At 67.7% G+C, this 25,242-nt stretch carries 28 protein-coding genes; 14 read left to right on the forward strand and 14 right to left on the reverse strand.

Going from position 1 to position 25,242, the window contains the following annotated elements:
- Positions 1 to 17: 17 nt before the first annotated feature.
- From ADBZ9K_RS21135 to ADBZ9K_RS21145, 3 genes are all read right to left on the reverse strand, one after another.
- The gene (locus ADBZ9K_RS21135) at positions 18 to 458 is read right to left on the reverse strand and encodes an organic hydroperoxide resistance protein (protein WP_526623882.1); all 441 of its coding nucleotides are present in this window, start codon (positions 456 to 458) and stop codon (positions 18 to 20) included.
- A gap of 99 nt (positions 459 to 557) precedes the next feature.
- Positions 558 to 2,009, reverse strand: coding sequence for a catalase (locus tag ADBZ9K_RS21140; protein ID WP_526623884.1), 1,452 nt, complete (start codon positions 2,007 to 2,009; stop codon positions 558 to 560).
- Positions 2,010 to 2,133: 124 nt separating this feature from the next.
- Positions 2,134 to 2,565, reverse strand: coding sequence for a hypothetical protein (locus ADBZ9K_RS21145; protein WP_526623886.1), 432 nt, complete (start codon positions 2,563 to 2,565; stop codon positions 2,134 to 2,136).
- A 150-nt stretch (positions 2,566 to 2,715) separates the two neighbouring features.
- Here ADBZ9K_RS21145 and ADBZ9K_RS21150 point away from each other — a divergent pair, with 150 nt between their 5' ends.
- Positions 2,716 to 2,958, forward strand: coding sequence for a hypothetical protein (locus ADBZ9K_RS21150; RefSeq protein ID WP_526623888.1), 243 nt, complete (start codon positions 2,716 to 2,718; stop codon positions 2,956 to 2,958).
- A 10-nt stretch (positions 2,959 to 2,968) separates the two neighbouring features.
- On the opposite strand, the gene ADBZ9K_RS21155 is transcribed toward ADBZ9K_RS21150, so the two are convergent.
- From ADBZ9K_RS21155 to ADBZ9K_RS21165, 3 genes are read right to left on the reverse strand one after another with little or no spacing between them, the layout of a single operon-like run.
- Positions 2,969 to 4,084 carry a DUF4185 domain-containing protein gene (locus ADBZ9K_RS21155; RefSeq protein ID WP_526623890.1) on the reverse strand — a complete coding sequence of 372 codons (1,116 nt, stop codon included), beginning with the start codon at positions 4,082 to 4,084 and terminating at the stop codon, positions 2,969 to 2,971.
- Between the two features lie 47 nt (positions 4,085 to 4,131).
- Positions 4,132 to 5,169 (reverse strand): aspartate-semialdehyde dehydrogenase, encoded by a 1,038-nt coding sequence (locus ADBZ9K_RS21160; RefSeq protein ID WP_526624299.1) that lies wholly within the window; start codon positions 5,167 to 5,169, stop codon positions 4,132 to 4,134.
- Entirely contained in the window at positions 5,166 to 6,431 is a 1,266-nt protein-coding gene (locus tag ADBZ9K_RS21165) for an aspartate kinase (RefSeq protein ID WP_526623891.1), read from the reverse strand. The genes ADBZ9K_RS21160 and ADBZ9K_RS21165 overlap by 4 nt, the downstream gene beginning before the upstream one ends.
- A gap of 95 nt (positions 6,432 to 6,526) precedes the next feature.
- Between ADBZ9K_RS21165 and ADBZ9K_RS21170 the strand changes: the two genes are divergently transcribed.
- Positions 6,527 to 7,132, forward strand: coding sequence for a nitroreductase family protein (locus ADBZ9K_RS21170; RefSeq protein WP_526623892.1), 606 nt, complete (start codon positions 6,527 to 6,529; stop codon positions 7,130 to 7,132).
- Here the strand turns inward: ADBZ9K_RS21170 and ADBZ9K_RS21175 are convergent.
- The gene (locus tag ADBZ9K_RS21175; protein ID WP_526623893.1) at positions 7,103 to 7,546 is read right to left on the reverse strand and encodes a hypothetical protein; all 444 of its coding nucleotides are present in this window, start codon (positions 7,544 to 7,546) and stop codon (positions 7,103 to 7,105) included. The genes ADBZ9K_RS21170 and ADBZ9K_RS21175 overlap by 30 nt on opposite strands.
- 133 nt (positions 7,547 to 7,679) lie before the next feature.
- Between ADBZ9K_RS21175 and ADBZ9K_RS21180 the strand changes: the two genes are divergently transcribed.
- The 7 genes from ADBZ9K_RS21180 (at position 7,680) to ADBZ9K_RS21210 (ending at position 15,131) form a co-directional block, all read left to right on the forward strand.
- Positions 7,680 to 8,933 carry an ammonium transporter gene (locus tag ADBZ9K_RS21180; protein WP_526623894.1) on the forward strand — a complete coding sequence of 418 codons (1,254 nt, stop codon included), beginning with the start codon at positions 7,680 to 7,682 and terminating at the stop codon, positions 8,931 to 8,933.
- A gap of 95 nt (positions 8,934 to 9,028) precedes the next feature.
- Positions 9,029 to 10,339: a type III glutamate--ammonia ligase gene (gene glnT / locus ADBZ9K_RS21185; RefSeq protein ID WP_526623896.1), complete on the forward strand. Its 1,311-nt coding sequence runs from the start codon at positions 9,029 to 9,031 to the stop codon at positions 10,337 to 10,339.
- A 19-nt stretch (positions 10,340 to 10,358) separates the two neighbouring features.
- Entirely contained in the window at positions 10,359 to 11,255 is an 897-nt protein-coding gene (locus ADBZ9K_RS21190) for a class II glutamine amidotransferase domain-containing protein (RefSeq protein WP_526623897.1), read from the forward strand.
- Entirely contained in the window at positions 11,243 to 11,929 is a 687-nt protein-coding gene (locus ADBZ9K_RS21195) for a protein glxC (RefSeq protein WP_526623899.1), read from the forward strand. Before ADBZ9K_RS21190 ends, ADBZ9K_RS21195 begins: the two co-directional genes overlap by 13 nt.
- A complete protein-coding gene (locus ADBZ9K_RS21200) occupies positions 11,930 to 13,294 on the forward strand; it encodes an FMN-binding glutamate synthase family protein (protein WP_526623900.1) in 1,365 nt (454 codons plus the stop codon). It abuts the gene before it with no gap.
- Entirely contained in the window at positions 13,291 to 14,478 is a 1,188-nt protein-coding gene (locus tag ADBZ9K_RS21205; RefSeq protein ID WP_526623902.1) for an NAD(P)/FAD-dependent oxidoreductase, read from the forward strand. The genes ADBZ9K_RS21200 and ADBZ9K_RS21205 overlap by 4 nt, the downstream gene beginning before the upstream one ends.
- Positions 14,479 to 14,489: 11 nt before the next feature.
- Positions 14,490 to 15,131, forward strand: coding sequence for a helix-turn-helix domain-containing protein (locus ADBZ9K_RS21210; RefSeq protein ID WP_526623903.1), 642 nt, complete (start codon positions 14,490 to 14,492; stop codon positions 15,129 to 15,131).
- Here the strand turns inward: ADBZ9K_RS21210 and ADBZ9K_RS21215 are convergent.
- Positions 15,103 to 15,966 (reverse strand): hypothetical protein, encoded by an 864-nt coding sequence (locus ADBZ9K_RS21215; protein ID WP_526623905.1) that lies wholly within the window; start codon positions 15,964 to 15,966, stop codon positions 15,103 to 15,105. The genes ADBZ9K_RS21210 and ADBZ9K_RS21215 overlap by 29 nt on opposite strands.
- A 211-nt stretch (positions 15,967 to 16,177) precedes the next feature.
- Here ADBZ9K_RS21215 and leuA point away from each other — a divergent pair, with 211 nt between their 5' ends.
- Both leuA and ADBZ9K_RS21225 read left to right on the forward strand, forming a co-directional pair.
- Positions 16,178 to 18,076, forward strand: a complete 1,899-nt coding sequence (gene leuA / locus ADBZ9K_RS21220; protein WP_526623907.1) for a 2-isopropylmalate synthase — start codon at positions 16,178 to 16,180, stop codon at positions 18,074 to 18,076.
- Between the two features lie 47 nt (positions 18,077 to 18,123).
- Positions 18,124 to 18,510: a PLDc N-terminal domain-containing protein gene (locus tag ADBZ9K_RS21225; RefSeq protein WP_526623909.1), complete on the forward strand. Its 387-nt coding sequence runs from the start codon at positions 18,124 to 18,126 to the stop codon at positions 18,508 to 18,510.
- Between the two features lie 4 nt (positions 18,511 to 18,514).
- On the opposite strand, the gene ADBZ9K_RS21230 is transcribed toward ADBZ9K_RS21225, so the two are convergent.
- Positions 18,515 to 18,715, reverse strand: a complete 201-nt coding sequence (locus tag ADBZ9K_RS21230) for a hypothetical protein (RefSeq protein ID WP_526623910.1) — start codon at positions 18,713 to 18,715, stop codon at positions 18,515 to 18,517.
- A gap of 128 nt (positions 18,716 to 18,843) precedes the next feature.
- Positions 18,844 to 19,833, reverse strand: coding sequence for a DEDDh family exonuclease (locus ADBZ9K_RS21235; protein ID WP_526623912.1), 990 nt, complete (start codon positions 19,831 to 19,833; stop codon positions 18,844 to 18,846).
- 90 nt (positions 19,834 to 19,923) lie between these two features.
- On the opposite strand from ADBZ9K_RS21235, the gene ADBZ9K_RS21240 reads away from it, so the two are divergent.
- Complete coding sequence (locus ADBZ9K_RS21240) at positions 19,924 to 21,204, forward strand: MurT ligase domain-containing protein (protein ID WP_526623914.1); 1,281 nt, start codon at positions 19,924 to 19,926, stop codon at positions 21,202 to 21,204.
- Positions 21,201 to 21,911 (forward strand): type 1 glutamine amidotransferase, encoded by a 711-nt coding sequence (locus ADBZ9K_RS21245; protein WP_526623915.1) that lies wholly within the window; start codon positions 21,201 to 21,203, stop codon positions 21,909 to 21,911. Before ADBZ9K_RS21240 ends, ADBZ9K_RS21245 begins: the two co-directional genes overlap by 4 nt.
- Before the next feature lie 34 nt (positions 21,912 to 21,945).
- Here ADBZ9K_RS21245 and ADBZ9K_RS21250 read toward each other — a convergent pair whose 3' ends face one another.
- From ADBZ9K_RS21250 to ADBZ9K_RS21260, 3 genes are all read right to left on the reverse strand, one after another.
- Complete coding sequence (locus ADBZ9K_RS21250; RefSeq protein ID WP_526623917.1) at positions 21,946 to 22,833, reverse strand: type IV toxin-antitoxin system AbiEi family antitoxin; 888 nt, start codon at positions 22,831 to 22,833, stop codon at positions 21,946 to 21,948.
- 104 nt (positions 22,834 to 22,937) lie between these two features.
- Positions 22,938 to 23,549, reverse strand: a complete 612-nt coding sequence (gene recR, locus ADBZ9K_RS21255) for a recombination mediator RecR (RefSeq protein ID WP_526623918.1) — start codon at positions 23,547 to 23,549, stop codon at positions 22,938 to 22,940.
- Positions 23,550 to 23,553: 4 nt separating this feature from the next.
- On the reverse strand, positions 23,554 to 23,886 hold the full coding sequence (locus tag ADBZ9K_RS21260; RefSeq protein WP_526624300.1) for a YbaB/EbfC family nucleoid-associated protein: 333 nt from the start codon (positions 23,884 to 23,886) through the stop codon (positions 23,554 to 23,556).
- Positions 23,887 to 24,038: 152 nt separating this feature from the next.
- On the opposite strand from ADBZ9K_RS21260, the gene ADBZ9K_RS21265 reads away from it, so the two are divergent.
- Positions 24,039 to 24,803 (forward strand): Rv3717 family N-acetylmuramoyl-L-alanine amidase, encoded by a 765-nt coding sequence (locus ADBZ9K_RS21265; RefSeq protein WP_526623920.1) that lies wholly within the window; start codon positions 24,039 to 24,041, stop codon positions 24,801 to 24,803.
- Here the strand turns inward: ADBZ9K_RS21265 and ADBZ9K_RS21270 are convergent.
- Positions 24,800 to 25,240, reverse strand: coding sequence for an SRPBCC family protein (locus ADBZ9K_RS21270; RefSeq protein WP_526623921.1), 441 nt, complete (start codon positions 25,238 to 25,240; stop codon positions 24,800 to 24,802). The genes ADBZ9K_RS21265 and ADBZ9K_RS21270 overlap by 4 nt on opposite strands.
- Positions 25,241 to 25,242 lie beyond the last annotated feature (2 nt).

A 25,242-nucleotide genomic window follows, 5' to 3' on the forward strand; every position in this document is an offset into this window, starting at 1 on the left:
CGGTGGTACGCACCGGATCAGACCTTGGCAGCCAGCGTGACGTCGATGTTGCCGCGGGTGGCCTTGGAGTACGGGCACACCTGGTGGGCCTTGTTCATCAGATCCTCCGCCTCGGCCTGCTCGAGACCGGGCAGGTAGCCGATCAGGTGGGCGTTGATCGCGTACCCGCCGTCGGCGTCCTTGCCGAATCCCACTTGGGCCGTGACACCCGAGGCTCCGTCGAGCGAGATCTTCTCCGAGCGCGCCACCAACTGCAGCGCCCCCAGGAAGCAGGCCGCATACCCGGCCGAGAACAGCTGCTCGGGGTTGGTGCCCTCGCCGCTACCCCCGGCCTCCTTCGGCGGCCGCGTCTCCAGATCGATCCGGTTGTCGGACGACTTGACGTGACCGTCGCGTCCTCCGCCGCTGGCTGTCGACTCCGCGGTGTAGATGACCTCGATACCCATGGCATCGATCATGCCAGCCTGCCCACGCACGGCAAGGGCGCTGCTTGCGGGCGAGATCGACACCAGGGTTGCGAAAAGTCGCCATTTACAACCCTGACGTCGATCTCGGCATCAGGACTCGAGTTGCCCGCGCACGCCCTCCTCGATCTTCTTGCCGAGGTCGGAGTCGACGTTGCGCCAGTACTCGAACACCCGGGACAGCACCGGCTCCTTCACACCCTTGGAAACGTGACCGATGATGTTGTGCACCAACCTGTCTCGCGCTTCATCGTCGAGCACTTCGCGCACCAGCGTGCCAGCCTGGCTCCAGTCGTCGTCCTCCGCACGAAGTGCGTAGGCAGCACGGACCATGTCACCGTCGGAAGCCCAGTGCACCTCCGCGGCGCGCTGCGGATCGGCCTGTGGCCCACCCATCGAGTTCGGCGCGTAGACCGGGTCGGACACATTGTGGATGCGCATCGCCCCGTCCTTGGAGTAGCTGCGCACCTCCACCCTGGGTGTGTTGACCGGAATCTGTTTGTAGTTCACGCCGAGTCGGTGGCGATGGGCGTCGCTGTAGGAGAAGCCGCGGGCCAGCAGCATCTTGTCCGGGCTCAGCCCCGTCCCCGCGACGATGTTGTTCGGCTCGAAGGCAGCCTGCTCGATCTCGGCATGGTAATCGGTAACGTTGCGGTTCAACGTCATTCGGCCCACCTCGCGGAGCGGGTAGTCGCTGTGCGGCCAGACCTTGGTCAGGTCGAAGGGATTGAACCGGTAGGCCTTGGCCTCGTCGAACGGCATGATCTGCACATGCAGGGTCCAGCTCGGAAAGTTGCCTGACTCGATCGAGTCGTACAGGTCGCGTTGGTGGTAGTCGCCGTCGGCGCCGGCGAGTTGGTCGCCCTCTTCCTGGGTGAGGAAGTCGATGCCCTGGTCGGTCTTGAAGTGGTACTTGACCCAGAACATCTCGCCGGCCGCGTTGAGCCAGCTGTAGGTGTGGCTCGAGTAGCCGTTCATATGTCGCCAGGTCTTGGGGATGCCCCGGTCCCCCATCAACCAGGTGACCTGATGCGCCGATTCCGGTGACAGCGTCCAGAAGTCCCATTGCATGTGGTGGTCACGCAGGTTGGAGGACTGTAGGCGCTTCTGCGAGCGGATGAAGTTCTGGAACTTCATCGGGTCCCGGATGAAGAACACCGGGGTGTTGTTGCCGACGAGGTCGAAGTTGCCCTCGGAGGTGTAGAACTTCAGCGCGAAACCGCGCGGGTCACGCCAAGTGTCTGGGCTGCCCCGCTCACCGGCGACGGTGGAGAACCGAGCCACCATCTCGGTCGTTGCACCGGGCTGGAGAAACGCCGCTCGAGTGAACGCGCTGACGTCCTGGGTTACCTCGAATGACCCGAACGCGCCACCGCCCTTGGCGTGTGGCTGGCGCTCCGGGATGCGCTCGCGGTTGAAGTTCGCCATCTGCTCGATCAGGTAGTGGTCCTGCAGCAGAATCGGCCCGTCCGGTCCGACGGTCAGCGAGTGTTCGACGCTCGGGATGGGGGCGCCGGCGTCGGTGGTGGCGTATTTTTCGCTCATTGTTCGTGCCCCTCTCAGGCAGAAGATGCCGTGCGCGCAAGGGGTACCCACGAATCACGCTTCTGTCCCAACCCGGATGCCCAGCGCCCCGGGGGTTCGGGGGCGCTGGGCAGGGGTGTGACCGTCAGGGGCGCGGCGTGGCGGTGGCTCCGGGCAGGCCGGCACCCGGGCCGTTAGGGCCGGGTCCGGGGCCCATCGGACCACCGGGGCCCATCGGGCCGGGGCCGTCCGGCCCGGGACCCATCGGGCCCCACGGCCCCGCACCCGGCATCATCGGCGGGCCGCCGGGGTGGTGGAACTGGCCGGCGCCACCAGGGCCGCGCCAGCCTCCGTCGTGTCCGCTGTGGCGGCCGAGGGCGAAACCGGTGAAGAACACCGCACCGACGATGAACACCGTTCCGGCCACGATCGCGACCCACGCGGCCGCCTGATAGAGCCGGTTGGGCCGCTCAGCGTGCGGCGCCGGCCCGTAATAGGGCGGTGGCGGCGAGGCGGGGGGCAGCGTGGCGACGGGACTGGTCGCGGGCTCCTCGGCCCGCTCGGGTGTTTCGGTCATGAGTCGATCATGCGAGCCCGGCACCCAGCCGCGGTTAGGTAGCGGCTATGAAAAGGCTATGAAAGCACCGGCGGGCGTCAGCGACCGTTGGGGCGACCGCATCGTGATGAGTCGGTTTCCCGGCGATCGTTCCTGGGCATGTAGAAGCGCATGAACGCGCTGGCCCGACTTCACCACGCCGAGCAACGGATCACCACCGTCCAACGGCGAGTCTGGCTGGCCCAGATTCTGGCGTGGCCGACGATCATCATCGGGGCGGCGTTGTCGGTGGCCCTGATCGGGGCGCTCCGCCGGCGCCGATCGGCCGGTGGACGACACGAGATGCCGGATCTCCCCGGCGCGCATGAGGCAGGCGCGGTTGACGTCCAGGACGGCACGCCCGCTCAGCCGTGACGGCGGCCTCTCACCAGGGTTTGAAGGGGTTCACCGCGAACTGGAGCACCCGGTAGGGCGCCCGATCACGCGGCGCGGTGTTCCACTGGCTGATGAACACCCGCACCTCGTCGAGGGTTGAGCCGGGTGAGATGTAACCGCCATAGGGCTGAGCCAGCCGGTTGTCCTCCGGCGGAGGCAGGCTGTCGGCCGGGTCGGGCCAGTCGCCGGCCTGCACCACCGTCGTCACCGGCGCGGTGCCCAGCCCGGTCGGGTCGTAGGCCACCCGCATCTCCATGTTGCCGGTGCTGGCATTGAAGTACGACAGCACCGGCTTGCCGTCGACCTCCCGCAGACTCATCTCGCCCACCCGGTCGGGCCACAGCGGCGTCGGCGTCGTGTTCCAGCCACCGCCGGGTCCGTCCGCCCAGCCCTGCCAGCGCGACCGGTCGGTGAACGCCTCGGGGGCGGCCCGGTAGAGCACCACCGGCCCGGTACGGTCAAAATTGTTGGCGACGATGTACACCCACCCGGTCGGGGAGTCCGCGGTGGGGATCGGGTCGTAGTAGCCGCTGATCTGGGTCTGCCGGCCGCCGGCGAAGGACGCCGCGCGCACTGACCCCGGCACCGTCGTCCAACCACCTTGTCCTGCTGTGGCTTTCACCAACCGCGAGGCCTGCGGCACCAGATTCTTGGTGGTGGTCACCAGCAGGTAGTTCTGCCGGTTGATCTGCACCACCCCGGCCGGCAACTGGGAGGAGCCCGCCGGGGTCGGATCGGCCAGCAGCGGCGAGTCCACCCCGGTGACGCCGGTGTAGCGCACACCAGCGGGGTCGTCGACCGAATCCCCCGCCACCCGCAGTGCCACCGGGGAGAACCAGCCGCCGAATCCCACCCCCTGGCCGGCGAAGCTGTCCCCGCAGATCTGCAGCAGTTCGGTGGGGAATTCCATGAACTCACATAGGTCCGTCGCCCCGATGCCGTAGTCGCGGGTCGGCGTCCCGGTGCCCGCGATCGGGCCGATGCGCATCACCTGACCTGCGGCCAGCGGCGGCAGAATCGGATCAGGCGCCGGGCTGGGTGGGTCGGCGACGGCCGCCGGGCTCGCCGCTATCAGCGCCGAGATCGACGAAATGGCGCATACCACTCGACATTTCCCGCCCAAACGTCGGTTTCGGCGCAAGGCGGGGAGCCTCAGAGCTCGGCGGCCAGCAGCTCGGCGATCTGAATGGTGTTCAGAGCGGCGCCTTTTCGCAGATTGTCACCCGAGAGGAACAGCGCCAGCCCGCGGCCGTCGGGCACCCCCGGATCCCGGCGGATGCGGCCCACCAACGTGTCATCGACGCCGGCGGCGGCCAGCGGCGTGGGCACGTCGACCAGCGTCACCCCCGGCGCGTCGCCGAGAAGTTCATTGGCCCGCTCCGGCGAAATCGGCTGAGCGAATTCGGCATTGATCGACAGCGAGTGGCCGGTGAACACCGGCACCCGCACGCACGTACCGCTCACAGCGAGGTCGGGGATGCCTAGGATCTTGCGGCTCTCATTGCGCAGCTTCTGGTCCTCGTCGGTCTCCCCGGAGCCGTCGTCGACCAGCGAACCCGCCAAGGGCACCACGTTGAAGGCAATGGGCGCAACGTATTTCACCGGCACCGGGAAATCCAGCGCCGATCCGTCGTGCACCAGCTCCTCGACGCCGTCGATCACCGCGCGCGCCTGGGTGGCCAGCTCCTCGACGCCGGCCAGTCCACTGCCCGAGACCGCTTGATAGGTCGAGGCGATCATCCGCACCAGCTGTGCCTCGTCGTGCAACACCTTGAGCACCGGCATAGCAGCCATGGTGGTGCAGTTCGGGTTGGCGATGATGCCTTTAGGCCGGTTGCCCGCGTCGCGCGCGAAGTTGACCTCCGACACCACCAGCGGAACCTCCGGGTCCTTGCGCCAGGCCGAGGAGTTGTCGATCACGACCACCCCAGCGGCGGCGAACCGCGGCGCCTGCACCCGCGACATCGTCGCCCCCGCGGAGAACAGGGCGATGTCCAGACCCGACGGGTCGGCGGTGGCGGCGTCCTCGACCTCGATCTCCTGGCCGCGGAAGGGCAGCTTCTTTCCGGCCGACCTGGCCGAGGCGAAGAACCGCACGCTGGTGACCGGGAAGTCACGCTCTTCGAGCAGGGTGCGCATCACCTGGCCGACCTGGCCGGTCGCCCCAACCACTCCGATGCTTACCATCAGCGTCCCGTCCCGCCGTAGACCACGGCCTCTTCCTCGCCGCCGAGGCCGAACGCCTCGTGCAGGGCAGCGACTGCCTTGTCGAGTTCGGAATCCTTGACCAGGACCGAGATTCGGATCTCCGAGGTGGAGATCAGCTCGATGTTGACGCCGACCTCGGCCAGCGCCTCACAGAATGTGGCGGTGACGCCGGGGTGACTGCGCATGCCGGCGCCGACCAGTGACACCTTGCCGATGTGGTCGTCGTAGAGCACCTTGGTGAAGCCGATCTCGCTCTGCAGCGAGGCGAGCTTCTCCACCGCGGCGGGGCCCATGTCCCGTGAGCAGGTGAAGGTGATGTCGGTCTTACCGTCCTCGACCTTGGAGATGTTCTGCAGCACCATGTCGATGTTGATGTCGGCGTCGGCGACGGCGCGGAACACCCGGGCGGCGTAGCCGGGCACGTCGGGCAGACCGACGACGGTGACCTTGGCCTCACTGCGATCGTGGGCTACTCCGGTCAGGATGGCGTCTTCCATGGGGATGTCCTCGATAGATCCGGTGACGATCGTGCCGGGCTTGTCGGAGTACGACGACCGGACGTGAATCGGAACGTTGTAGCGCCGCGCATATTCCACGCAGCGCAGCATGAGCACCTTCGCGCCGCACGCCGCCATCTCGAGCATCTCCTCGAAGCTGACGGTGTCCAGGCGGTGGGCGTTGGACACGATGCGCGGATCGGCGGTGAAGATGCCGTCGACATCGGTGTAGATCTCGCAGACGTCGGCGCCCAGGGCAGCGGCCACCGCGACGGCGGTGGTGTCCGAACCACCGCGGCCCAGTGTGGTGACGTCCTTGCTGTCCTGGCTTACGCCCTGGAACCCGGCGACCAGCACGATCTGCCCCTCGTCGAGCGCCGCGCGCAGCCGGCCCGGGGTGACGTCGATGATCTTGGCGTTCCCGTGCGTACCGGTGGTGATCACCCCGGCCTGCGACCCGGTGAACGAGCGGGCCTGGGCACCCAGGGACTCGATGGCCATCGCGACCAGCGCGTTGGAGATGCGCTCGCCGGCGGTCAGCAGCATGTCCAGCTCGCGCGGCGGCGGGGCCGGGCACACCTGTCGGGCCAGGTCCAGCAGGTCATCGGTGGTGTCGCCCATCGCCGAGACGACCACGACCACATCGTTGCCGGCCTTCTTGGTTTCGACGATGCGCTCGGCGACGCGCCGGATCCGGTCGGCGTCGGCCACCGAGGATCCGCCGTACTTCTGCACGACGAGCGCCACTGTCTGCCCTTTCGGAAATGCGGGGAGGTCGGCTCTAAGGATAAAGGGTCCGCGCACCTGCTTTTGCGCCCGAGATCGGCGGTAACGTCCCAGCGGTGCCCGACCAACCTGCCGACCGCCATGCCGCCACCCGGGTGCCGGTCCACCCGCCGATCGCTGCCCGATGGAGCCCGCGGTCCTTCGATCCCGACGCCGTCGTCACAGACGAACACCTGATCGCCCTGCTCGAGGCGGCCCGCTGGGCCGCAACCTGGGGAAACGTCCAGCCGGTGCGGTTCGTGGTGGGCCGGCGCGGTGAACCCGCTTTCGAGGAGCTGTCCGGCCTGCTCAGACGGGGTAACAGCTACGCCACCATCGCCAGTGCGCTGGTTCTGGTCTGCGCCGACGAGGGCGAGGACGAGCGCACCGCGCTGTACTCGTCGTTCGATGCGGGTGCGGCGGTGGCCAACATGTCCATCGAGGCGGTGGCCCTTGGCCTGATCACGCACCCGATGGCCGGCTTCGACGTGGACGGGGCCCGCGCCGCCTTCGACCTGGCCGAGGGCGTGCGCCCGCTAGCCGTGGTCGCGATCGGGACGTTGGGCGACTACGGGCGGATGCCACCCGAGGTCGCCGAGCGCGACTGCCGCCCCCGCACCCGGCTGCCGCTGGAACAGGTCGTGCTCAACTGGTCAGGAGCAGGTTTTCCGCAGCTCGGCTAGCTTGTCGGTGATCCGGGCGTTGAGCAACGACATCTCGAAGACGGCCGGCGGTGCCGGGGCGCCGGGGGCGCGGGCCTGCGTCTGGCTGCGCAACTGCGGTAGCCCCATGACGAATTGATTGGCCAGTTGGGCCACCTCGGTGGCCTGCGCGGCCAGCGCCGGGTCGGTGACCTTCTGGGCGCGCTCGGCCAGGCCGTCGGCCCACTCCTGGTAGACGGTGTCCTCAGCCACGGTCGGTACGCCTTCACCGGCCTTGGAATCGATTTTCGCGGCCTCGGCGCGGCTGAAGTCCAGCATCTCGATCACCGGCTTGCATTTCTCCGGCGGCCCGTCGAAGTAGGTCGTCCACACCGCTACGCCGATCGCGATGACGACGAACGAGATGGTGAGGACCCAGCGCGGTCGTCGTTGCATGGTCGCTCAGCGTAGCGGTGGGCCGACGTTTAACGCGCCGGCAACACCACGAGGGGGTCTACGTAACAGAAACATCGTTCACTCCTGGTGAACGGCCCACCGTCCAGGGCCGCACCACCCCGCAGGAGATTAGATGGATACAGGGACCACAGCATTCATGCTGTGTTGCATCATCGGGCTGACGATGATGATCCCGGGCCTCGCGCTGTTCTACGGCGGCATGGTCTCGGTCAAGAGCTCGACCAACATGATGATGATGACGTTCGGCGCCGTGGCCATCGTCGGAGTGCTGTGGATCCTCTTCGGGTTCTCGATGACGTTCGGCAATTCCTACGGCGGATTCGTGGGCAATGTGACCGAATTCGCCGGAATGAAGGACCTGCTGGAGTCGCAGACCACCATCTCCGGTCTCCCGGTCAGTTTGTTCGCGTTGTTCCAGGCGCTATTCGCCGCGATCACCGTGGCACTGATCTCCGGCGCGGCGGCCGACCGGATGAAGTTCGCGGCCTGGATGGTCTTCGCCACCGTGTGGGCGGTTCTGGTCTACTTCCCCGTCGCGCACTGGGTGTTCGCCTTCAACGGCGTCGTCACCCCGGACGCGGTCGGCGGCTGGATTGCCAACAACCTCAAGGCAATTGACTTCGCAGGTGGTACCGCGGTCCATATCAACGCAGGTGCGGCCGCACTCGCGGTGGCCATCGTGCTCGGGAAGGGCGCCAGCTGGGGCAAGCTGCGCAAGCCGCACAATGTCCCGCTGACGCTGCTCGGCGCCGGTCTGCTGTGGGCCGGCTGGTATGCGTTCAACGGCGGTTCGGCTCTGGCCGCGGGCAACTCGGCGGCCATCGTCATGGTCACCACGTTCGTGGCCACCTGCGCTGCGACGCTGGCCTGGCTGGCCGTGGAGAAGATCAAAGACGGTCACGTCACCGGTGTCGGTGCGGCCGCGGGGGCCATCACCGGCCTGGTCGCCATCACCCCGGCCTGTGGTTCGGTGACCCCGGTCGGTGCGATCATCCTCGGCCTGGTTGCCGGCGCCATCTGCCCCTACGCCGTGGGACTCAAGGAGAAGTTCGGCTACGACGATTCGCTCGACGTCGTCGGCGTCCACCTGGTCGGTGGCGTCATCGGCACCCTGCTGATCGGCTTCCTGGCCAGCGACAGCATGCCGAACAAGGTCAACGGCGTGTTCTACGGCGGCGGCTTCGACCAGCTGTGGCGGCAGGCGGTCGCCGCCGGAGCGGTGATGATCTATTCGTTCGCGATCGCCTTCGCCATCGCATGGGTCATCAAGAAGACGATGGGCATCCGGATCCCCTCCGAGGTCGAGGAGAAGGGTATCGACGCCCACGTGCACCGCGACTTGGCGTACGAGCTCGAGTACGCCTAAGTAAGGACCCGAGCCGGGCGCGGCCCTCCTTCCCGCGCCCGGCTCGTCCCCACCACCTCACTCGCCGACATCACGAAAGAACCTGCTGGGAGAACATGTCCACTACCACGCTTGCCGACCTGGCCGAGGCTTCAGCGACGAAGTTCATCCTCGCGCTGTTCGTCGACCTACGCGGAAAGCCTTGTGCGAAACTGGTTCCCGTCGAAGCCGTCGATCTGCTCGCCACCGAGGGGGTCGGTTTCGCCGGCTACGCCGTGGGAGCCATGGGCCAGGAGCCCAAAGACCCGGACATGATGGCGATCCCCGACCCCAACTCGTTCACCCCCATCCCCTTTCTCAAAGAGGGCCTGGCGATCGTGCACTGCGATCCGCACGTCGAGGGGCGGCCGTGGCCCTATGCGCCGCGGGTCATCCTCAAGTCGCTGATCCAGCGCGCTGCCGATGCCGGATTCGAACCCTGGGTCGGCGCCGAGGTCGAATACTTCCTGCTGACCCGTGGGGCCGACGGCGCGCTGGCGACGGCCGACGTGGCCGACACCGCCGCGCAACCCTGCTACGACGCGCGTGGCGTCACCCGGATGTATGACCACCTCACCGCCATCTCGAGAGCAATGAACACCCTCGGCTGGTCGAACTACGCCAACGACCACGAGGACGGCAACGGCCAGTTCGAGCAGAACTTTCAGTTCGCCGAGGCCCTGACCACCGCCGACCGGGTGGTGACGCTGCGCTACCTGCTGTCGATGATCGCTGCCGAGCGCGGCATGGTCGCCACGTTCATGCCCAAACCGTTCAGCGACCGCACCGGCAGCGGGCTGCACCTGCACCTGTCGCTGACCAGCGCCGGCACACCGGTGTTCCCCGAAGACGGCGACGCGCGCGGCCTGGGGCTGTCGGCGACCGCCTACGGGTTCATCGGCGGCATCCTCGACCACGCCTGCGCCCTGCAGGCCGTCGTCGGCCCAACGGTCAACTCCTACAAGCGGACCGGTGCGCTGACCACGGCATCGGGGGCGTCCTGGGCGCCGAGACTGCCAACCTACGGCGGCAATGATCGCACCCACTACATCCGGGTGCCCGACGCCCAACGCATCGAACTGCGGGGCAGCGACGGATCGGCCAACCCCTACCTGGCCATCTCCGCCGCGCTGGGGGCCGGCATCGACGGCATCAAACGCAGTCTGGATCCCGGCGCGATCGGCGGGACCGACGGCCGCACCGCCCTGCCGCCCACCCTGCTGCACGCCGTCGAGGAGTTCGAGGCCGACCCGGTGATCACCGGGGTCCTCGACGCCGCCGGTGACGGCGTCGCCGCCTATTTCGCGAACCTCAAACGCGACGAGTTCTTCGCCTACCACAGTGCCGTCAGCCCGTGGGAAGTCGATCAGTACCTGACCGCGTTCTGACGCCGCAGAAAGGACAACTATGTGCGGGATCGTGGGTCTACACCTGCGCAACCCCCAGCTCTACCCCCGGCTCGGCGAACTGCTCACCGGAATGCTGTGTGAAATGTCAGGCCGGGGAAGCGATTCGGCTGGGGTAGCCGTTTACGGTGATCCCCGCTGGTCGCCCCCCGGGCAGGGCACCGTCTCGGTTCTCGATATCGAGGACGGCCCCGAACAGGTGTCGGCGGCGATGCGCACGGCGCTGGGCTGCGAGGTCAGCGTGCACCGGGTCGACGAGACCTACCTGGTCTCGGCCGCCGTCTCCCCCGAGACCCTGCACGCCGCGGTGACCGCGCACTACCCGGACGCGCTGATCGCGGGGTTCGGCCGAGACCTGGCCGTACTCAAGGGAGTCGGCCATCCCCGTGCGCTCACCGAGGCGTGGGGGCTGGCCACCGCACAGGGCTGGCAGGGCGTCGGCCACACCCGGATGGCCACCGAGTCGGCGGTCGTACCGGCCGGTGCCCACCCGTACGCGGTGGGTCCCGAACAGTGCCTGGTGCACAACGGCTCGTTCGCCAATCACGCCACCATCCGCCGCGACCTCATCGCCGGCGGTGCGAGTTTCGACAGCGAGAACGACACCGAGGTAGGCGCCCGATTCGTGGCCGACCAGCTGGCCCACGGCCGCGATGTGGAGACCGCGCTCAAAGAGCTGTGCGCCACCTTCGACGGCTTCTACACGCTACTGGTGTCCAACCACGATTCGTTCGCGGTCGTGCGCGACGCCATCGCCTGCAAGCCTGCCGTCATCGCCGAAACCGACGACTGGGTCGCGATGGGCAGCGAATACCGCGCTCTGGCAGGACTTCCCGGTGTCGAGAACGCCGTCATCTGGGAACCCGAACCGGAGGTGGTGTACGCATGGACGAGGTGACGACCTACGACCTCGCCACCACGCCGCTGCGGGACGTCAATGCGGCATTGCACGCTCGTGATGTCAGCGGGGACTACCTGATCACCAATCCCGCGGGCGCCCACAACGTCGCGGTGGGCCTGGATGCGCCGGTGCGCGTCGAGATCGACGGCCATGTCGGCTACTACGCCGCCGGGATGAACCAACAGGCCGAGGTCACCGTCAATGGCAATGCCGGCACCGGTGTCGCCGAGAACATGATGAGCGGCACGGTGTGGATCAAGGGCAACGCCTCCCAGTCGTCGGGGGCCACCGCGCACGGCGGACTACTCGTCATCGAGGGCAATGCCGCTGCGCGGTGCGGGATTTCGATGAAGGGAGTCGACATCGTGGTGGGCGGCAATGTCGGGCACATGAGTGCCTTCATGGCGCAGGCCGGGCGGCTGGTGATCCGCGGCGACGCCGGCGAGGCGCTCGGCGACTCCATCTACGAAGCCCGGCTCTACGTCCGCGGCGAGGTGGCCTCGCTGGGCGCCGATTGCGTCGCCAAGCAGATGCGCGCCGAGCACCACGAGGAACTCGGCCGCCTGCTCAAGGCCGCCGGATTCGAAGACGACGACACCGCCGCCTACACGCGGTACGGCTCGGCCCGGCAGCTCTACCACTTCCACATCGACAACGCTTCGGTTTACTAAATGACATACACCAAAGACGATCGCGCCCGCCTCGGCCTACGCGAATCTGCCACCTTCGACCGGGCCACCGTCGCCGCGATCCAGCGCGCGGCCGAGACCGGCATCTACGACATCCGCGGCTGGGGAGCCAAACGTCCGCTTCCCCACTTCGACGACCTGCTGTTCCTGGGCGCGTCGATGTCGCGCTATCCGCTGGAGGGTTACCGCGAGCGTTGCGACACCGATGTCATCCTCGGCGACCGACACGCTAAACACCCGTTGCACCTGGATATTCCGGTGACGATTGCCGGAATGTCATTCGGTGCGCTGTCGGGTCCGGCCAAGGAGGCGTTGGGGCGCGGCGCGAGCGAGGTCGGTACGTCGACGACGACCGGCGACGGGGGTATGACGCCGGAGGAGCGCGGCCAGTCCAAGTATCTGGTGTATCAGTATCTTCCGTCGCGCTACGGGATGAACCCCGACGATCTGCGCAAGGCCGATGCGATCGAGGTCGTCCTGGGCCAGGGCGCCAAGCCCGGTGGCGGCGGAATGCTGCTGGGGCAGAAGATCTCCGAGCGGGTCGCCGCGATGCGGACCCTGCCGGAGGGCATTGACCAGCGTTCGGCGTGCCGGCACCCGGACTGGACCGGACCCGACGACCTGACCATCAAGATCAATGAGCTGCGTGAGCTCACCGACTGGGAGAAGCCGATCTACGTCAAGGTCGGCGCCACCCGCACCTACTACGACGTGAAGCTGGCGGTGGCCGCCGGGGCCGACGTCGTCGTCGTCGACGGGATGCAGGGCGGCACCGCCGCCACCCAGGAGGTGTTCATCGAACACGTCGGCATCCCGACGCTGGCCGCGCTTCCACAGGCGGTCCAGGCGCTGTCCGAACTCGGGGTGCACAGGGCCGGGGCGAGCGGAGCGACGGGAAAGAAGGGAGTCCAGCTGATCGTCTCCGGCGGTATCCGCACCGGCGCTGACGTGGCCAAGGCCATGGCGTTGGGCGCCGACGCCGTCGCGATCGGCACCGCGGCGTTGATCGCGCTGGGCGACAACCACCCCCGCTACGCCGCCGAGTACGAAAAGCTCGGCAGCGCAGCGGGTTTCTACGACGACTTCCAGGACGGCCGCGACCCGGCCGGCATCAGCACCCAGGATCCCGAGCTGGCCGCCAGGCTGGATCCGGTGGAGGGCGGCCGGCGGCTGGCCAACTATCTGCGGGTGTTGACGATGGAGGCCCAGACGATCGCGCGGGCCTGCGGCAAGGCTCACCTGCGGCATCTGGAGCCCGAGGACCTCGTCGCGGTGACCATCGAGGCCGCCGCGATGGCCCGGGTTCCGCTGGCCGGCACCTCGTGGATTCCCGGAGCCGGATCGTGAACGAGACCGCTGACGTCGTCATCGTCGGCGGCGGGATCGAGGGGTGCGCCGCGGCGTGGGCGCTGAGCCAGCGAGGCATAACCGATGTCGTTGTCGCCGAGCGCAATACCGTCGGCTCGGGCATGACCGGAAAGTCCAGCGGAATCGTGCGCTGCCATTACGGGGTGAGCTCACTGGCCGCGATGGCCGCCGTCGGCCTCGAGGTGTTCGAGAAGTCGGAAGAGATCTTCGGCAGCGACATCGGCTTCCGCCAGACCGGATATGTCGTCGGCGTCGGCGAACCTAACGTCGATTCGCTGCGCAAAAGCCTTGCCGCACAACGTGCTGTCGGTGTCCAGACCGAGGAGATCGACGCCGCCGAGGTGTCCCGGCTGTGGCCGCTGGCCGACCTGGCGCCGTTCGCCGCATTCGGGTGGGAGGCCCGCGGTGGCTACGGCGATGCCTACCAGACGGCCCAGGCGTTCGCGGTGGCCGCCCGTGCTTCGGGCGTGCGAATCCGGCAGGGCGCCACCGTCACCGGGTTGCTGACCGACGGTGACGCCGTCACCGGGGTGCGGCTGGCCGACGGCGGCCAGATCAGCGCACCCAACGTCGTGGTGGCCACGGGGGTGTGGACCCGGCCGTTCCTGGCGCCCTACGGCATCGACGTGCCGATCCGGGTGGTGCGCGAGCAGATCGTGCTGATCTCCCCCGGCGTCGACCTCGGACCGGTGCCGGTGTTCTCCGATCTGGTGTCGCTGCAGTACGTGCGACCGGAGGTGGGCGGCGATGTCCTGTTCGGTAACAGCGACCTGTCCGAGGTCGCCACCGCCGACCCGGACAACTACCTCAACCGAGCCACCGAGGATTTCATCGACCTCACCGTCGACAAGGTGGGCACCCGGTTTCCTGGCTTCCCCGCCCCGGCGATCACCACCAGCTACGCCGGGTGCTACGACGTCACGCCGGACTGGAATCCGGTCATCTCACCGAGCGGTCGCGACGGTCTGTTCGTCGCGGCTGGATTCAGCGGCCACGGCTTCAAGATCGCACCGGCCGTCGGCCGGCTGGTCGCCGATATCGTCGTCGACGGGCACAGCAGTGACCCCCGCATCCCAGACACCGACTTCCGGCTGTCCCGCTTCGCCGAGGGAGCGTTGTTGAAGACCCCGTATCCCTACGTGGGTGCCGGGCAGATGCGATAGATACTGCGCTTGTGACGGATCTGCTCCGCAACCAGTCGGGTACGGCCCGCGATCGTGAACCGCACGAGCCGGTCGCGGAGGTGGAATTCGAGGCGGCGATCGCCCGCAATGTGCGCCAACTGCGCCAACAGCTCGGGCTCTCGGTGGCCGACATGGCCAGCCGGGTGGGCATCTCCAAGGCGATGATGAGCAAGATCGAGAACGTCCAGACCTCGCCCAGCCTGTCCACCCTGGCGTTGCTGGCCAAAGGATTCGACGTGCCGGTCACCACCCTGTTCCGCGGTGCCGACGTCGAGCGGCCAGCGGCGTTCGTCAAAGCCGGCACGGGCGCGCGGATCGTCCGCAACGGCACCCGCGAGGGGCACGAGTACGAGTTGCTGGGCTCGCTGCGCGGGGAACACAAACGGCTGGAATGCCTGCTGGTCACCCTGTCGGAGAAGAGCAAGACCTATCCGCTGTTCCAGCATCCCGGCACCGAGTTCATCTACATGCTCTCCGGCGTCATGGAGTACGCGCACAGCCGCTCGGTCTACCGGCTGTACCCCGGTGACTCGCTGCAGATCGACGGGGAGGGCGCCCACGGACCGGTGGACCTGGTCGAGGTGCCGATCCGCTTCCTGTCGGTCATCGCGTTCCCGGATTCCCAGGTCTGACGCCACGCGCCGACCTGCCCTGCCCAGCCTTCGGCGAGTCCGCGTCGGTGACGTCACGCACCGCCGCCGCGCGCTTGGCGGTGCGCGGGACGGTGGTCTTCTGGGCTGTTGTGTCCGGCCGCGGTCGGCGAGTCTGAGCGACGCCGAGACCGGACGGGGCTCGCAGCGCCGCGGCCGGTGGGACCGGGGCGTCCTCGCTGACCTGGGGTTGGTCAGCGGAGACGGCGACAGACGCCGGCGGCGTGATGGCCAGCGCCGTCGCGATGGACGTCGGCAGTGACAGCAGCAAGCCGACGGGGCCGGGGTTCAGCAGCCCGAACGCCGCACGGAACAGCGGGGTCGTGCAGCAGTTCAGGGTGGTGTCGAGGTAGAAGGCCGGTGTGTCCAGGAACGCCTGCAGCCAGGTTTGCGGGGTGGACGGGTATTTGCCGGTGGATTGCACCAGGTACACCGCGGCGACGGCCGGACTGATGAACGTCCCGACGAGGCTCAGCGGCATCAGCAGCGAGAAGGTGAGGACGGCGTTGCCCACCGCGGCGAGATGCTCGGTCATCGTCCGCACCACCAGTGCGGGGCTACCCCCGTCCTGACCGGCCAGCCAGCGCGCATAGGTCGCCTGGTTCTGTGCGAGCTGAGTCAGAATCGGCGCCGGCGGGTAGCTGGCGATCAGGTGGGACAGGCTGGCCAGGTTCGCCTCGGTGTGCTCGGCCAGGTCCTCCCAGGCGCCGGCGAGGGCGACGGGAGCACTGCGCACCGACGCTGCCCCATCCGGATGGGGCAGCGGGGCCAATGCGATGGCGGCTGCGGTCGTGAGCGAAACACTGGTCGCGAGCACGGAGCGGACACTGCGCGGCACGGATGACCTCCGAATCACAACTAGCGAAGCCGTCAATTTACCTGGGTAAGCCGCCCGCAGGGTGCACATTGGGCCCACACTTTGGGCTGGTGGGCAATCGGAGTAGAGTGCCCGTTGTGCAGCGGGTGCTCCTCCTCGGACGCCGCGACGGGGTCTGATCCAGACTGGCCTCCCGTCGCGGGTGTTCGCGATGCGCCGGTCTGATGTCCAACTCAAGACACCCCGGAGCCCAATCGTGACCACCCAGAAACCGTCCTTCGAATCCGTGGACGCCTACGTATCTGCCCGCACCATCAACACCCCCGCCGGACCGCACCGCGACGGTCAGCCGTCGTGGAACACCCAGCGCACGTCCTCGATGCCGGTCAACCGGTACCGGCCGTTCGCCCAGGAAGTGGAGCCGGTCACGCTGCCGGACCGCACCTGGCCGGACAAGGTCATCGATCACGCGCCGTTGTGGTGCGCCGTCGACCTGCGCGACGGTAACCAGGCCCTGATCGATCCGATGAGCCCGGCCCGCAAGCGCCGCATGTTCGAGCTGCTGGTCAAGATGGGCTATAAGGAGATCGAGGTCGGCTTCCCGTCGGCCAGCCAGACCGACTACGACTTCGTCCGCGAGATCATCGAGCAGGGCGCCGTCCCCGACGACGTCACCATCCAGGTGCTGACCCAGTGCCGACCGGAGCTGATCGAGCGAACGTTCGAAGCCTGCCAAGGCGCACCGAACGTCATCGTGCACTTCTACAACTCGACCTCGATCCTGCAGCGCCGGGTGGTGTTCCGCGCCGACCGCGACGAGGTCAAGAAGATCGCCACCGACGGCGCCAGAAAGTGCCTGGAGGAGGCCGTCAAGCATCCGGGCACCCGGTGGCGCTACGAGTACTCCCCCGAGTCCTACACCGGTACCGAACTGGAATACGCCAAAGAGGTGTGCGACGCGGTCGCCGACATCATCGAGCCAACCCCGGACTGGCCGCTGATCGTCAACCTGCCCGCCACCGTCGAGATGGCCACCCCGAACGTCTACGCCGACTCGATCGAGTGGATGAGCCGCAACCTGGCCCGCCGCGACTCGATCATCCTGAGCCTGCATCCGCACAATGATCGCGGAACCGCCGTTGCCGCAGCCGAATTGGGCTACCAGGCCGGGGCGGACCGGATCGAGGGCTGCCTGTTCGGCAATGGTGAGCGCACCGGCAATGTGTGCCTGGTGACGCTGGGGCTGAACATGTTCTCCCGTGGCGTGGATCCACAGATCGACTTCTCCAATATCGACGAGATCCGCCGCACGGTCGAATACTGCAACCAGCTGCCCGTGCACGAGCGGCATCCCTACGGTGGCGACCTGGTGTACACCGCGTTCTCCGGGAGCCATCAGGACGCCATCAACAAGGGTCTGGACGCGATGAAGATCGCCGCCGATGAGGCAGACGCCGATGTCGAGGACATCCTGTGGCAGGTGCCCTACCTGCCGATCGATCCCAAGGACGTCGGGCGCACCTATGAGGCCGTGATCCGGGTGAACTCGCAGTCCGGTAAGGGCGGCGTCGCCTACATCATGAAGGCCGACCATGGGCTGGTCCTGCCGCGCCGGCTGCAAATCGAGTTCAGCCAGGTCATTCAGAAGATCACCGACGGCGAGGGCGGCGAGGTGTCGCCCAAGGAGATGTGGGACGCGTTCGCCGACGAGTACCTGGCGCCGATCCGACCGCTGGAGCGCATCAAACAACGGGTCGTCGGCGCAGAAGTCGACGGCGGCACCGACATCATCGAGGCCACCGTGAAGATCGACGACGTCGAAACCGAGATCCGCGGCGAAGGCAACGGGCCGCTGGCCGCGTTCGTCGACGCTTTGGGCACCGTCGGATTCGACATCAGTGTGCTGGACTACTCCGAGCACGCGATGTCGGCCGGCGAGGAGGCCGCGGCCGCCGCCTACGTCGAGGCATCCGTCGGCGGACGCACGGTCTGGGGTGTGGGCATCGCGACGTCGATCACAACTGCGTCGCTGAGGGCTGTGGTCTCCGCCGTGAACCGGGCCGCGCAACTGGATCCGGCGGGCAGGAGAGAAGCGACCCCGGATAGCTAGACTGACCGGCGCGCACCCGCGCACCGAATGTAGCTGAGGAGTGGGCCATGGACTGGGGTTCGACGTGGGATTTTCTCTGGCATTTCCTGATCATCTTCGCCTGGATCGCCTACCTGCTGGTGCTGTTCCAGATCCTGACTGACCTGTTCTGGCGGGATCACACGACCTCGGGCTGGATCAAGGCCGTCTGGGTGGTCTTCCTGATCGTGTTCCCGTGGGTGACCGCACTGGTCTACCTGATCGCCCGCGGAAAGGGGATGACCGAGCGGGCGCAAGCGGCCGCTCTGGCCGCCAAGAAGGAGACCGACGACTACATTCGCCAGGCGGCCGGCCGGTCGCCCGCCGAAGAGATCGCCCATGCGAAGGAACTTCTGGATGCGGGCACGATCACCGCGCCGGAGTACGAGTCGCTGAAGGCCAAGGCGCTCAGCTAGGACGTCACTGGACCGCCGGCGCGGTCGTCGTGGTCACCGCCATCGACACCGCTGCCGGCGGCGGTGGCGTCGGCGTCGGGAACTTCGTCTCGTGACCGGAGTCGGCCGAGGTGCGGACGGACGTGCCGCCGTCATCGACGCCGACGACACCGAGGATGGCGATTGCCGCCGCGCCGATGAGGGCGGCGAGTGTTTTCGTGTTCATGTCGGGACAGCCTTCCGCCAACGTATGGATGTTGGTGGGCCCAACTTCACACTACGCCAATGGAATTCGGGGATCGGCTGGCCGCAGACAGTTCGGTGCAGACGCACAGGATGCTCTGAGGCTCGGCCTCAGAACAGCGCGAACTGCTGACCCTGGTCGACCGACTGGACGAACTCGTCGATCCCGGTCCCGTTGGCCACCGCGCCGACGGAGTCCATGAACTGCCGATCGGAGACCACCGGCACCCCGAGCTCGCGTGCCAGATAGCCCTTGCCCTGCGCGGGTGCGGGCTGGTTACAGATGACCAGCGAGGTCTGCGGGTCGACGGCGTCGGTGTAGGCCAGCCCGGCGTGGATGATCCGCTCAACCAGTTCTTCGTGGGTGCGGTCCACCTCGGCTGACAGCGCCACCCGCATGCCCTGCACGAGGGGTCCGCCGCGCCGGTACGGTCCCGGGTTCAGATAGGGACACGGCATTCGCGAGGCCAGCATCTTCAGCGGCCGCAGCTCGTCGTGGGTCACGCGGCCGTTGGGCCAGCGGCGGCGGGTGGCCGGCCGGACCGGCAGCCACACCTCACGGTCCCGGGCCCGCTCGAGCGCGGGTGTGAGCACCCGGGACAGCACCAGGGCATCGTCGAAGGCATCGTGGGCGCGGATCTGGGGTATGTCCCAGTGCCGGGCCAGGGTCTCCAGCCGCAGATTCTCCAGGCCGAGGTCGAGACGGCGGGCGAGCTCGACCGTGCACATGACCGTGTCGATCGGCAGTGCGGTCTCGGCGATCTCTGCCTCGCTGGCCAGGAATGCGTAATCGAAGGCCACGTTGTGGGCGACGAGGGTGCGCCCATGCAGCAACTCGACGACATCGGCGGCGACCTCGGCAAAGGTGGGCTGGTCCTCCAGCATCTCCGCGGTCAGGCCGTGAATGTGGGTGGGGCCCGGGTCAACACCCGGGTTGAGCAGGCTGACCACCGAGTGTTCGACGCGCCCCTGCGGGTCCAGCGCCAGGGCGGCAATGCTGATGACCCGGGCGTGCCCGGGCCGAAATCCTGAGGTCTCGACATCGACCACGACCCAGCCGTTGCCCGGCTCGGCGGCGGGTCGACCCCAGGTGTGGTTCACACAGTCAGAATGGCACGCACCTCTGACAGCGCCCGGTACATCAGATCCGTGTCGGGCCGGGTCTGCAGCGTCGGCATAAACTTCGTTCCGATGCCAAGGCCGACGATAACCATCCGGGGGCGGGCCGCACTGGCCGCCGGCTCCGTCGCGCGCTGGGCTTCCCGGGCCACCGGTCGCGGTGCGGGCGCCATGATCGGCGGCCTGGTCGCCATGACCTTGGACAAGTCGGTCCTGGGCCAGCTCGGGGCGGGCCGGCGCAGCGTCGTCGTCACCGGCACCAACGGCAAATCCACCACCACCCGCATGACAGCGGCCGCGCTGGCCACGCTGGGTCCCGTCGCGACCAACGCCGAGGGCGCCAACATGGACGCCGGGCTGGTGGCCGCGCTGGCCGGGGCCCGCGACGCGGGGCTGGCCGCGCTCGAGGTGGACGAGATGCACGTGCCGCACGTCGCCAACGCGGTGCACCCGGCCGTCATTGTTTTGCTCAACCTGTCGCGCGATCAGTTGGACCGGGTCGGTGAGATCAACCACATCGAGCGGACGCTGCGCGCGGGTCTGGCCCGTCACCCCGATGCGGTCGTCGTCGCCAACTGTGACGACGTGCTGATGACCTCGGCGGCGTACGACTGCCCCCGGGTGGTGTGGGTGGCCGCCGGCGGCGGATGGGCCAACGATTCGGTGAGCTGCCCGCGCAGCGGCGAGGTGATCGTGCGCGACGGGGTGGACTGGTATTCCACCGGGACCGATTTCAAGCGACCCAGCCCGCAGTGGCGCTTCGACGAGGTGAACCTGTACGGGCCGGACGGATTGACGTTGCCGATGCGGCTCTCGCTGCCCGGGACGGTCAATCGGGGTAACGCCGCACAGGCGGTCGCCGCGGCGGTGGCGCTGGGGGCGGACCCGGTGGCGGCGGTGGCGGCGGTGTCGACGGTGGACGAGGTCGCCGGCCGCTATCGCACGGTACCGATGGGCGAGCACACCGCGCGAATTCTGTTGGCCAAGAATCCGGCCGGGTGGCAGGAGGCGCTGTCGATGGTCGACACGACCGCCGACGGCGTGGTGATCGCGGTCAACGGTCAGGTGCCCGACGGGGAGGACCTGTCCTGGCTATGGGACGTCAACTTCGAGCATTTCGAAGGACTTCCAGTGGTGGCCGCTGGCGAACGGGGCACCGACCTGGCGGTGCGGTTGGGCTATGCCGGTGTGCCGCACACATTGGTGCACAACACCATTGACGCGATTGGGTCCTGCCCGAAGGGGCATGTGGAAGTGGTGGCAAACTACACGGCATTTCTGCAGTTGACCCGAGCGTTGGGGCGGATGCGTCCGGCGGGCAGGGGCGAACCGACCGGGGGCCTAAGTCGATGAGCACCGTTCAGATCGGGCTGGTGCTGCCCGACGTGATGGGCACTTACGGCGACGGCGGCAATGCCGTGGTATTGCGACAACGATTGCGGCTGAGGGGAATTCCCGCCGAGATCGTCGAGATCACGCTAGCCGATCCGGTGCCGGACTCACTGGAGCTGTACACCCTCGGTGGTGCCGAGGACTACGCGCAGCGGCTGGCCACCAAGCATCTGCTGACCCATCAGGGTCTACAGCGCGCCGCAGGGCGCGGCGCTCCGGTGCTGGCGATCTGCGCGGCCATCCAGGTGCTGGGCCACTGGTATGAGACCTCGGCCGGTGAGCGGGTGCAGGGCGTCGGCATGCTCGACGTGACCACCTCACCGCAGGACAAACGCACAATCGGCGAGGTGGTGTCCACACCGCTGGTCGAGGGCTTGTCGTTGCCGCTGACTGGATTCGAAAATCACCGCGGCGGAACGGTTTTAGGTCCTGATGCCAAGCCACTGGCTGCGGTCGTCAAGGGCGCCGGCAACCGCGACGGAGACGGGTACGACGGCGCAGTGCAGGGCAGTGTGATCGCCACGTATCTGCACGGCCCGTGCCTGGCCCGCAATCCCGAGCTGGCCGATCTGCTGTTGTCGCGGGTCGTCGGGCCCCTGCCGCCGCTGGACCTGCCCGAGGTCGAGCAGCTGCGCCGTGAACGACTGGCCGCACCCCGCCGCGCGTAGGTGTCTGCGCCTTCCCCATCGCACGAGCGTGCACTCATGCAGACAACCTGCGAGTAGACCTCGGCGTGAGTTCAATCTCGGAGCGCCAGCCGCGCGATGTCAGCGCGTCATGCACGCGGGCGATGATGTCGGGGGAATTGTCTTCGTTGATCACCCGCACCGACTTCCACCCCAACTCAGCGACCAGGCGCGCCCGCTTCTGATCCCACACGTAGCGACGTCGGTCGGTGCGGTGCTGGTCGCCGTCGTACTCGGCGGCCACCATGAACTCCTCCCAGCCCATGTCGAGCATCGCGATCAGCCCGGAGGCGGTCTGCACAGGTATCTGCGTGGTCGGCGCCGGGAAGCCTGCGTCAAGGAGCAGAAGCCGCAACCAGGACTCTTTGGGGGACGCCGCACCCCGATCGACAAGCGGCAGGACATCGCGGAGCCGACGAACTCCCCGCGCGCCGCGATGCTCTTCGGCAAGCCGCAGGACGTCGTCGGTGGAGAAGCAGATCGCTCGGGACAGGGCATCGAGCCGCGCGATCGCACGTTGCCGGGGCAGGTAACGCCCCAGGTCGAAGGCGGTGCGCACCAGAGTGGTGACGGGTAGGCCGGCGATCTGGGTTACATCGCCGTCGGCCAGGGTGTCGTTGCGGACGATCAACCCGCGCGGCGGTCGGCCGTTGTCCCAGATCAATTCGATGGGCTCGTTGTCATTGACCCATTGCGCCCCGTGCAGTGCTGCGGCGGCCGACCCGGCGATCACCGCCCGCCGTTTGGACCACAGCCAGGCCGCGACCGTACGGTCGCGCAATGACGGGACCAGTCCGCGCGGCAGGTAGACGTCGGGAAACAGTCTGGTGTGAAACCGCTGCAACTCGTATCGCGTCAGCTTGCCACTGGCGACGGCCTCGCTACCGATGAACACCTGAGCCATACCGACAGCATGCGAAGACCGACCGACATCCCGTCGAGATTGCACCCACGCAGACAAAGTGCGAGTAGAACTCGGCGTCAGTTCAATTTCGGCGAAGAGATCAGCTAGACCATCTGGCGGCGGCCGGACAGGGCCCGGCCCAGCGTCAGCTCGTCGGCGAACTCCAGGTCACCGCCCATCGGCAGCCCGGAGGCGATCCGGGAGACCACCAGCCCGGGAATGTCGCGCAGGATCCGCACCAGGTAGGTGGCGGTGGCCTCGCCCTCGGTGTTCGGATCGGTCGCGATGATCACCTCGGTGATGTCCACCCCGTCAACCCGCTCACCAATCCTATTGAGCAGCTGACGGATTCGCAGCTGGTCAGGTCCGATGCCGGACAACGGATCCAGCGCGCCCCCCAGCACGTGGTAACGCCCGCGGAATTCGCGGGTGCGTTCGACGGCCTGCACATCCTTGGGTTCCTCGACCACGCAGACCTGCGTCCCGTCGCGGCGGGCGTCACTGCAAATCCGGCAGCGCTCGGCGTCGGAGACGTTGCCGCAGACCTCACAGAACTGCACCCCGTCGCGGACCCGGCCCAGCACCGCGGTCAGCCGGTCGATGTCGGGCGGCTCCACCGACAGCAGGTGGAACGCGATCCGCTGCGCGCTCTTGGGACCGATGCCAGGCAGTTTGCCGAGCTCATCGATCAGATCCTGGACAGGGCCTTCAAACAAAAGTTCAGGCCTCCGGCAGACCCGGTGCCCCGGCTTGGCCGGCCAGCGGACCGAGGTGAGTCTGCGCCAGGATCGCGAACTGCCGGGCCGCGTCCGCGATGGCACCGACGATCAGGTCCTGCAGCGTCTCGACGTCATCGGGGTCGACGACCTTCGGGTCGATCCGCACCCCGACCACTTCCCCGCTGCCCTTCATGGTCACCTGCACCAGGCCGCCACCGGCCTGCCCGTGCACCTCGGAGGCAGCCAGCGCCGCCTGGGCCTCCATCAACCGCTGCTGCATCTCCTGCGCCTGGGCCAGCGCCGCCTGCAAGCCCGGCATCAGCTGGTCACGCATCTCTTCCGCCCGCTCGCGGAAGGCCTCCAGGTTGGGTACCTCACCGGGCTGCATGACAGTCTCCTTGCGTCTTGGTCTCGACTTGGTTTCGCCTGCGATTTCGGGCGGTCAGCGACTTCAAGCCTAGACGGCGAAGAGTTACGGTGACGCGCGTGCTTACGTCCGTCCCCACGCGTGTCGTGGCCACCGCATGCGCCGGCGTGTTGCTCGTCGCGTCCATCCTGATCACGCCGCTCGCTCACGCTGCGCCGGCCACTATCGCCGGGATGATCGTGTTCCTCGATCCCGGCCACAACGGCGCCAACGACGCGTCCATGACCAAACAGGTGCCGACGGGCCGTGGCGGCACCAAGGACTGCCAGACGTCGGGGACCGCCACCGACGACGGTTTCCCCGAGCACACCTTCAACTGGGACACCGTGCTGATGATCCGTCAGGCGCTGACCCAGCTCGGGGTGCGCACCGCCATGTCCCGCGGTAACGACAACCAGGTGGCCGCGTGCGTGGACGAGCGCGCGGCAATGGCCAATTCCCTGCAACCCAACGCGATCGTGTCCATCCACGCCGACGGTGGCCCGTCGACCGGCCGCGGCTTCCACGTGAACTACTCCAACCCGCCGCTGAACCAGGCCCAGGCCGGGCCGTCGGTCCAGCTGGCCCGCGTCATGCGAGATCAGTTGGTGGCCTCGGGGATTCCGGCCGCCAACTACATCGGATCCGACGGCCTCTACGGCAGAGCCGACCTGGCCGGGCTGAACCTGGCCCAGTACCCCGCGGTGCTGGTCGAGCTGGGCAACATGAAGAACCCGGCCGACTCGGCGCTGATGGAAAGCCCGGAGGGCCGCCAGAAATACGCCGCCGCGGTGGTTCAGGGCATCGCAGCGTTCCTAGCCACCCAGCCGCCCAGGACCAGCTAGCCGCGTTCGACCTCTTTCTTGAGGTTGGCCAGCACCTCGCCCTGGATCTTGCGCAGCCCCAGCGGGGCGAACGTCTTCTCGAAGAAGCCCTTGACCCCACCCGCGCCGGTCCAGGTGGTCTTGACGGTGACGCTGGAACCGGCGCCGGCCGGAGCGACGGTCCAATTGGTCACCATCGAGGAGTTCGCGTCCTTCTCGATGACGGTGTGGCCGGCGACATCGACGGTGGCCTGAACCTGCCGCACCCGCGACTTGGTGGCCTGCAGCTTCCACGTGGCGACGGTTCCCTGCCCCTGGCCGCCCTGCAGAACCTGATATTCGCTGTACTGCGGAGAGAGGATCTTGGGACGCACACCTTGGTAGTCGGCGACCGCGTTCAGCACGGTCGCCGGTTCGGCGTCGATCAGGATCGTGCTTGCCGCGCTGACCTGTCCCATCA

Source organism: Mycobacterium sp. (assembly GCF_965229265.1).
In the GTDB taxonomy this organism is placed as follows: Bacteria; Actinomycetota; Actinomycetes; order Mycobacteriales; family Mycobacteriaceae; genus Mycobacterium.

What these genes read in the sequence shown, in the direction of transcription:
- leuA (WP_526623907.1), top strand. Translation starts at nt 16,178, where the DNA reads ATGCGCCGGTCTGATGTCCAACTCAAGACACCCCGGAGCCCAATCGTG.
- ADBZ9K_RS21180 (WP_526623894.1), top strand. Translation starts at nt 7,680, where the DNA reads ATGGATACAGGGACCACAGCATTCATGCTGTGTTGCATCATCGGGCTG.
- ADBZ9K_RS21150 (WP_526623888.1), top strand. Translation starts at nt 2,716, where the DNA reads ATGAACGCGCTGGCCCGACTTCACCACGCCGAGCAACGGATCACCACC.
- ADBZ9K_RS21245 (WP_526623915.1), top strand. Translation starts at nt 21,201, where the DNA reads ATGAGCACCGTTCAGATCGGGCTGGTGCTGCCCGACGTGATGGGCACT.
- ADBZ9K_RS21240 (WP_526623914.1), top strand. Translation starts at nt 19,924, where the DNA reads ATGCCAAGGCCGACGATAACCATCCGGGGGCGGGCCGCACTGGCCGCC.
- ADBZ9K_RS21135 (WP_526623882.1), bottom strand. Translation starts at nt 458, where the DNA reads ATGATCGATGCCATGGGTATCGAGGTCATCTACACCGCGGAGTCGACA.
- ADBZ9K_RS21195 (WP_526623899.1), top strand. Translation starts at nt 11,243, where the DNA reads ATGGACGAGGTGACGACCTACGACCTCGCCACCACGCCGCTGCGGGAC.
- ADBZ9K_RS21260 (WP_526624300.1), bottom strand. Translation starts at nt 23,886, where the DNA reads ATGCGTGACCAGCTGATGCCGGGCTTGCAGGCGGCGCTGGCCCAGGCG.
- glnT (WP_526623896.1), top strand. Translation starts at nt 9,029, where the DNA reads ATGTCCACTACCACGCTTGCCGACCTGGCCGAGGCTTCAGCGACGAAG.
- ADBZ9K_RS21200 (WP_526623900.1), top strand. Translation starts at nt 11,930, where the DNA reads ATGACATACACCAAAGACGATCGCGCCCGCCTCGGCCTACGCGAATCT.
- ADBZ9K_RS21190 (WP_526623897.1), top strand. Translation starts at nt 10,359, where the DNA reads ATGTGCGGGATCGTGGGTCTACACCTGCGCAACCCCCAGCTCTACCCC.
- ADBZ9K_RS21140 (WP_526623884.1), bottom strand. Translation starts at nt 2,009, where the DNA reads ATGAGCGAAAAATACGCCACCACCGACGCCGGCGCCCCCATCCCGAGC.
- ADBZ9K_RS21175 (WP_526623893.1), bottom strand. Translation starts at nt 7,546, where the DNA reads ATGCAACGACGACCGCGCTGGGTCCTCACCATCTCGTTCGTCGTCATC.
- ADBZ9K_RS21225 (WP_526623909.1), top strand. Translation starts at nt 18,124, where the DNA reads ATGGACTGGGGTTCGACGTGGGATTTTCTCTGGCATTTCCTGATCATC.
- ADBZ9K_RS21230 (WP_526623910.1), bottom strand. Translation starts at nt 18,715, where the DNA reads ATGAACACGAAAACACTCGCCGCCCTCATCGGCGCGGCGGCAATCGCC.
- ADBZ9K_RS21270 (WP_526623921.1), bottom strand. Translation starts at nt 25,240, where the DNA reads ATGGGACAGGTCAGCGCGGCAAGCACGATCCTGATCGACGCCGAACCG.
- ADBZ9K_RS21145 (WP_526623886.1), bottom strand. Translation starts at nt 2,565, where the DNA reads ATGACCGAAACACCCGAGCGGGCCGAGGAGCCCGCGACCAGTCCCGTC.
- ADBZ9K_RS21250 (WP_526623917.1), bottom strand. Translation starts at nt 22,833, where the DNA reads ATGGCTCAGGTGTTCATCGGTAGCGAGGCCGTCGCCAGTGGCAAGCTG.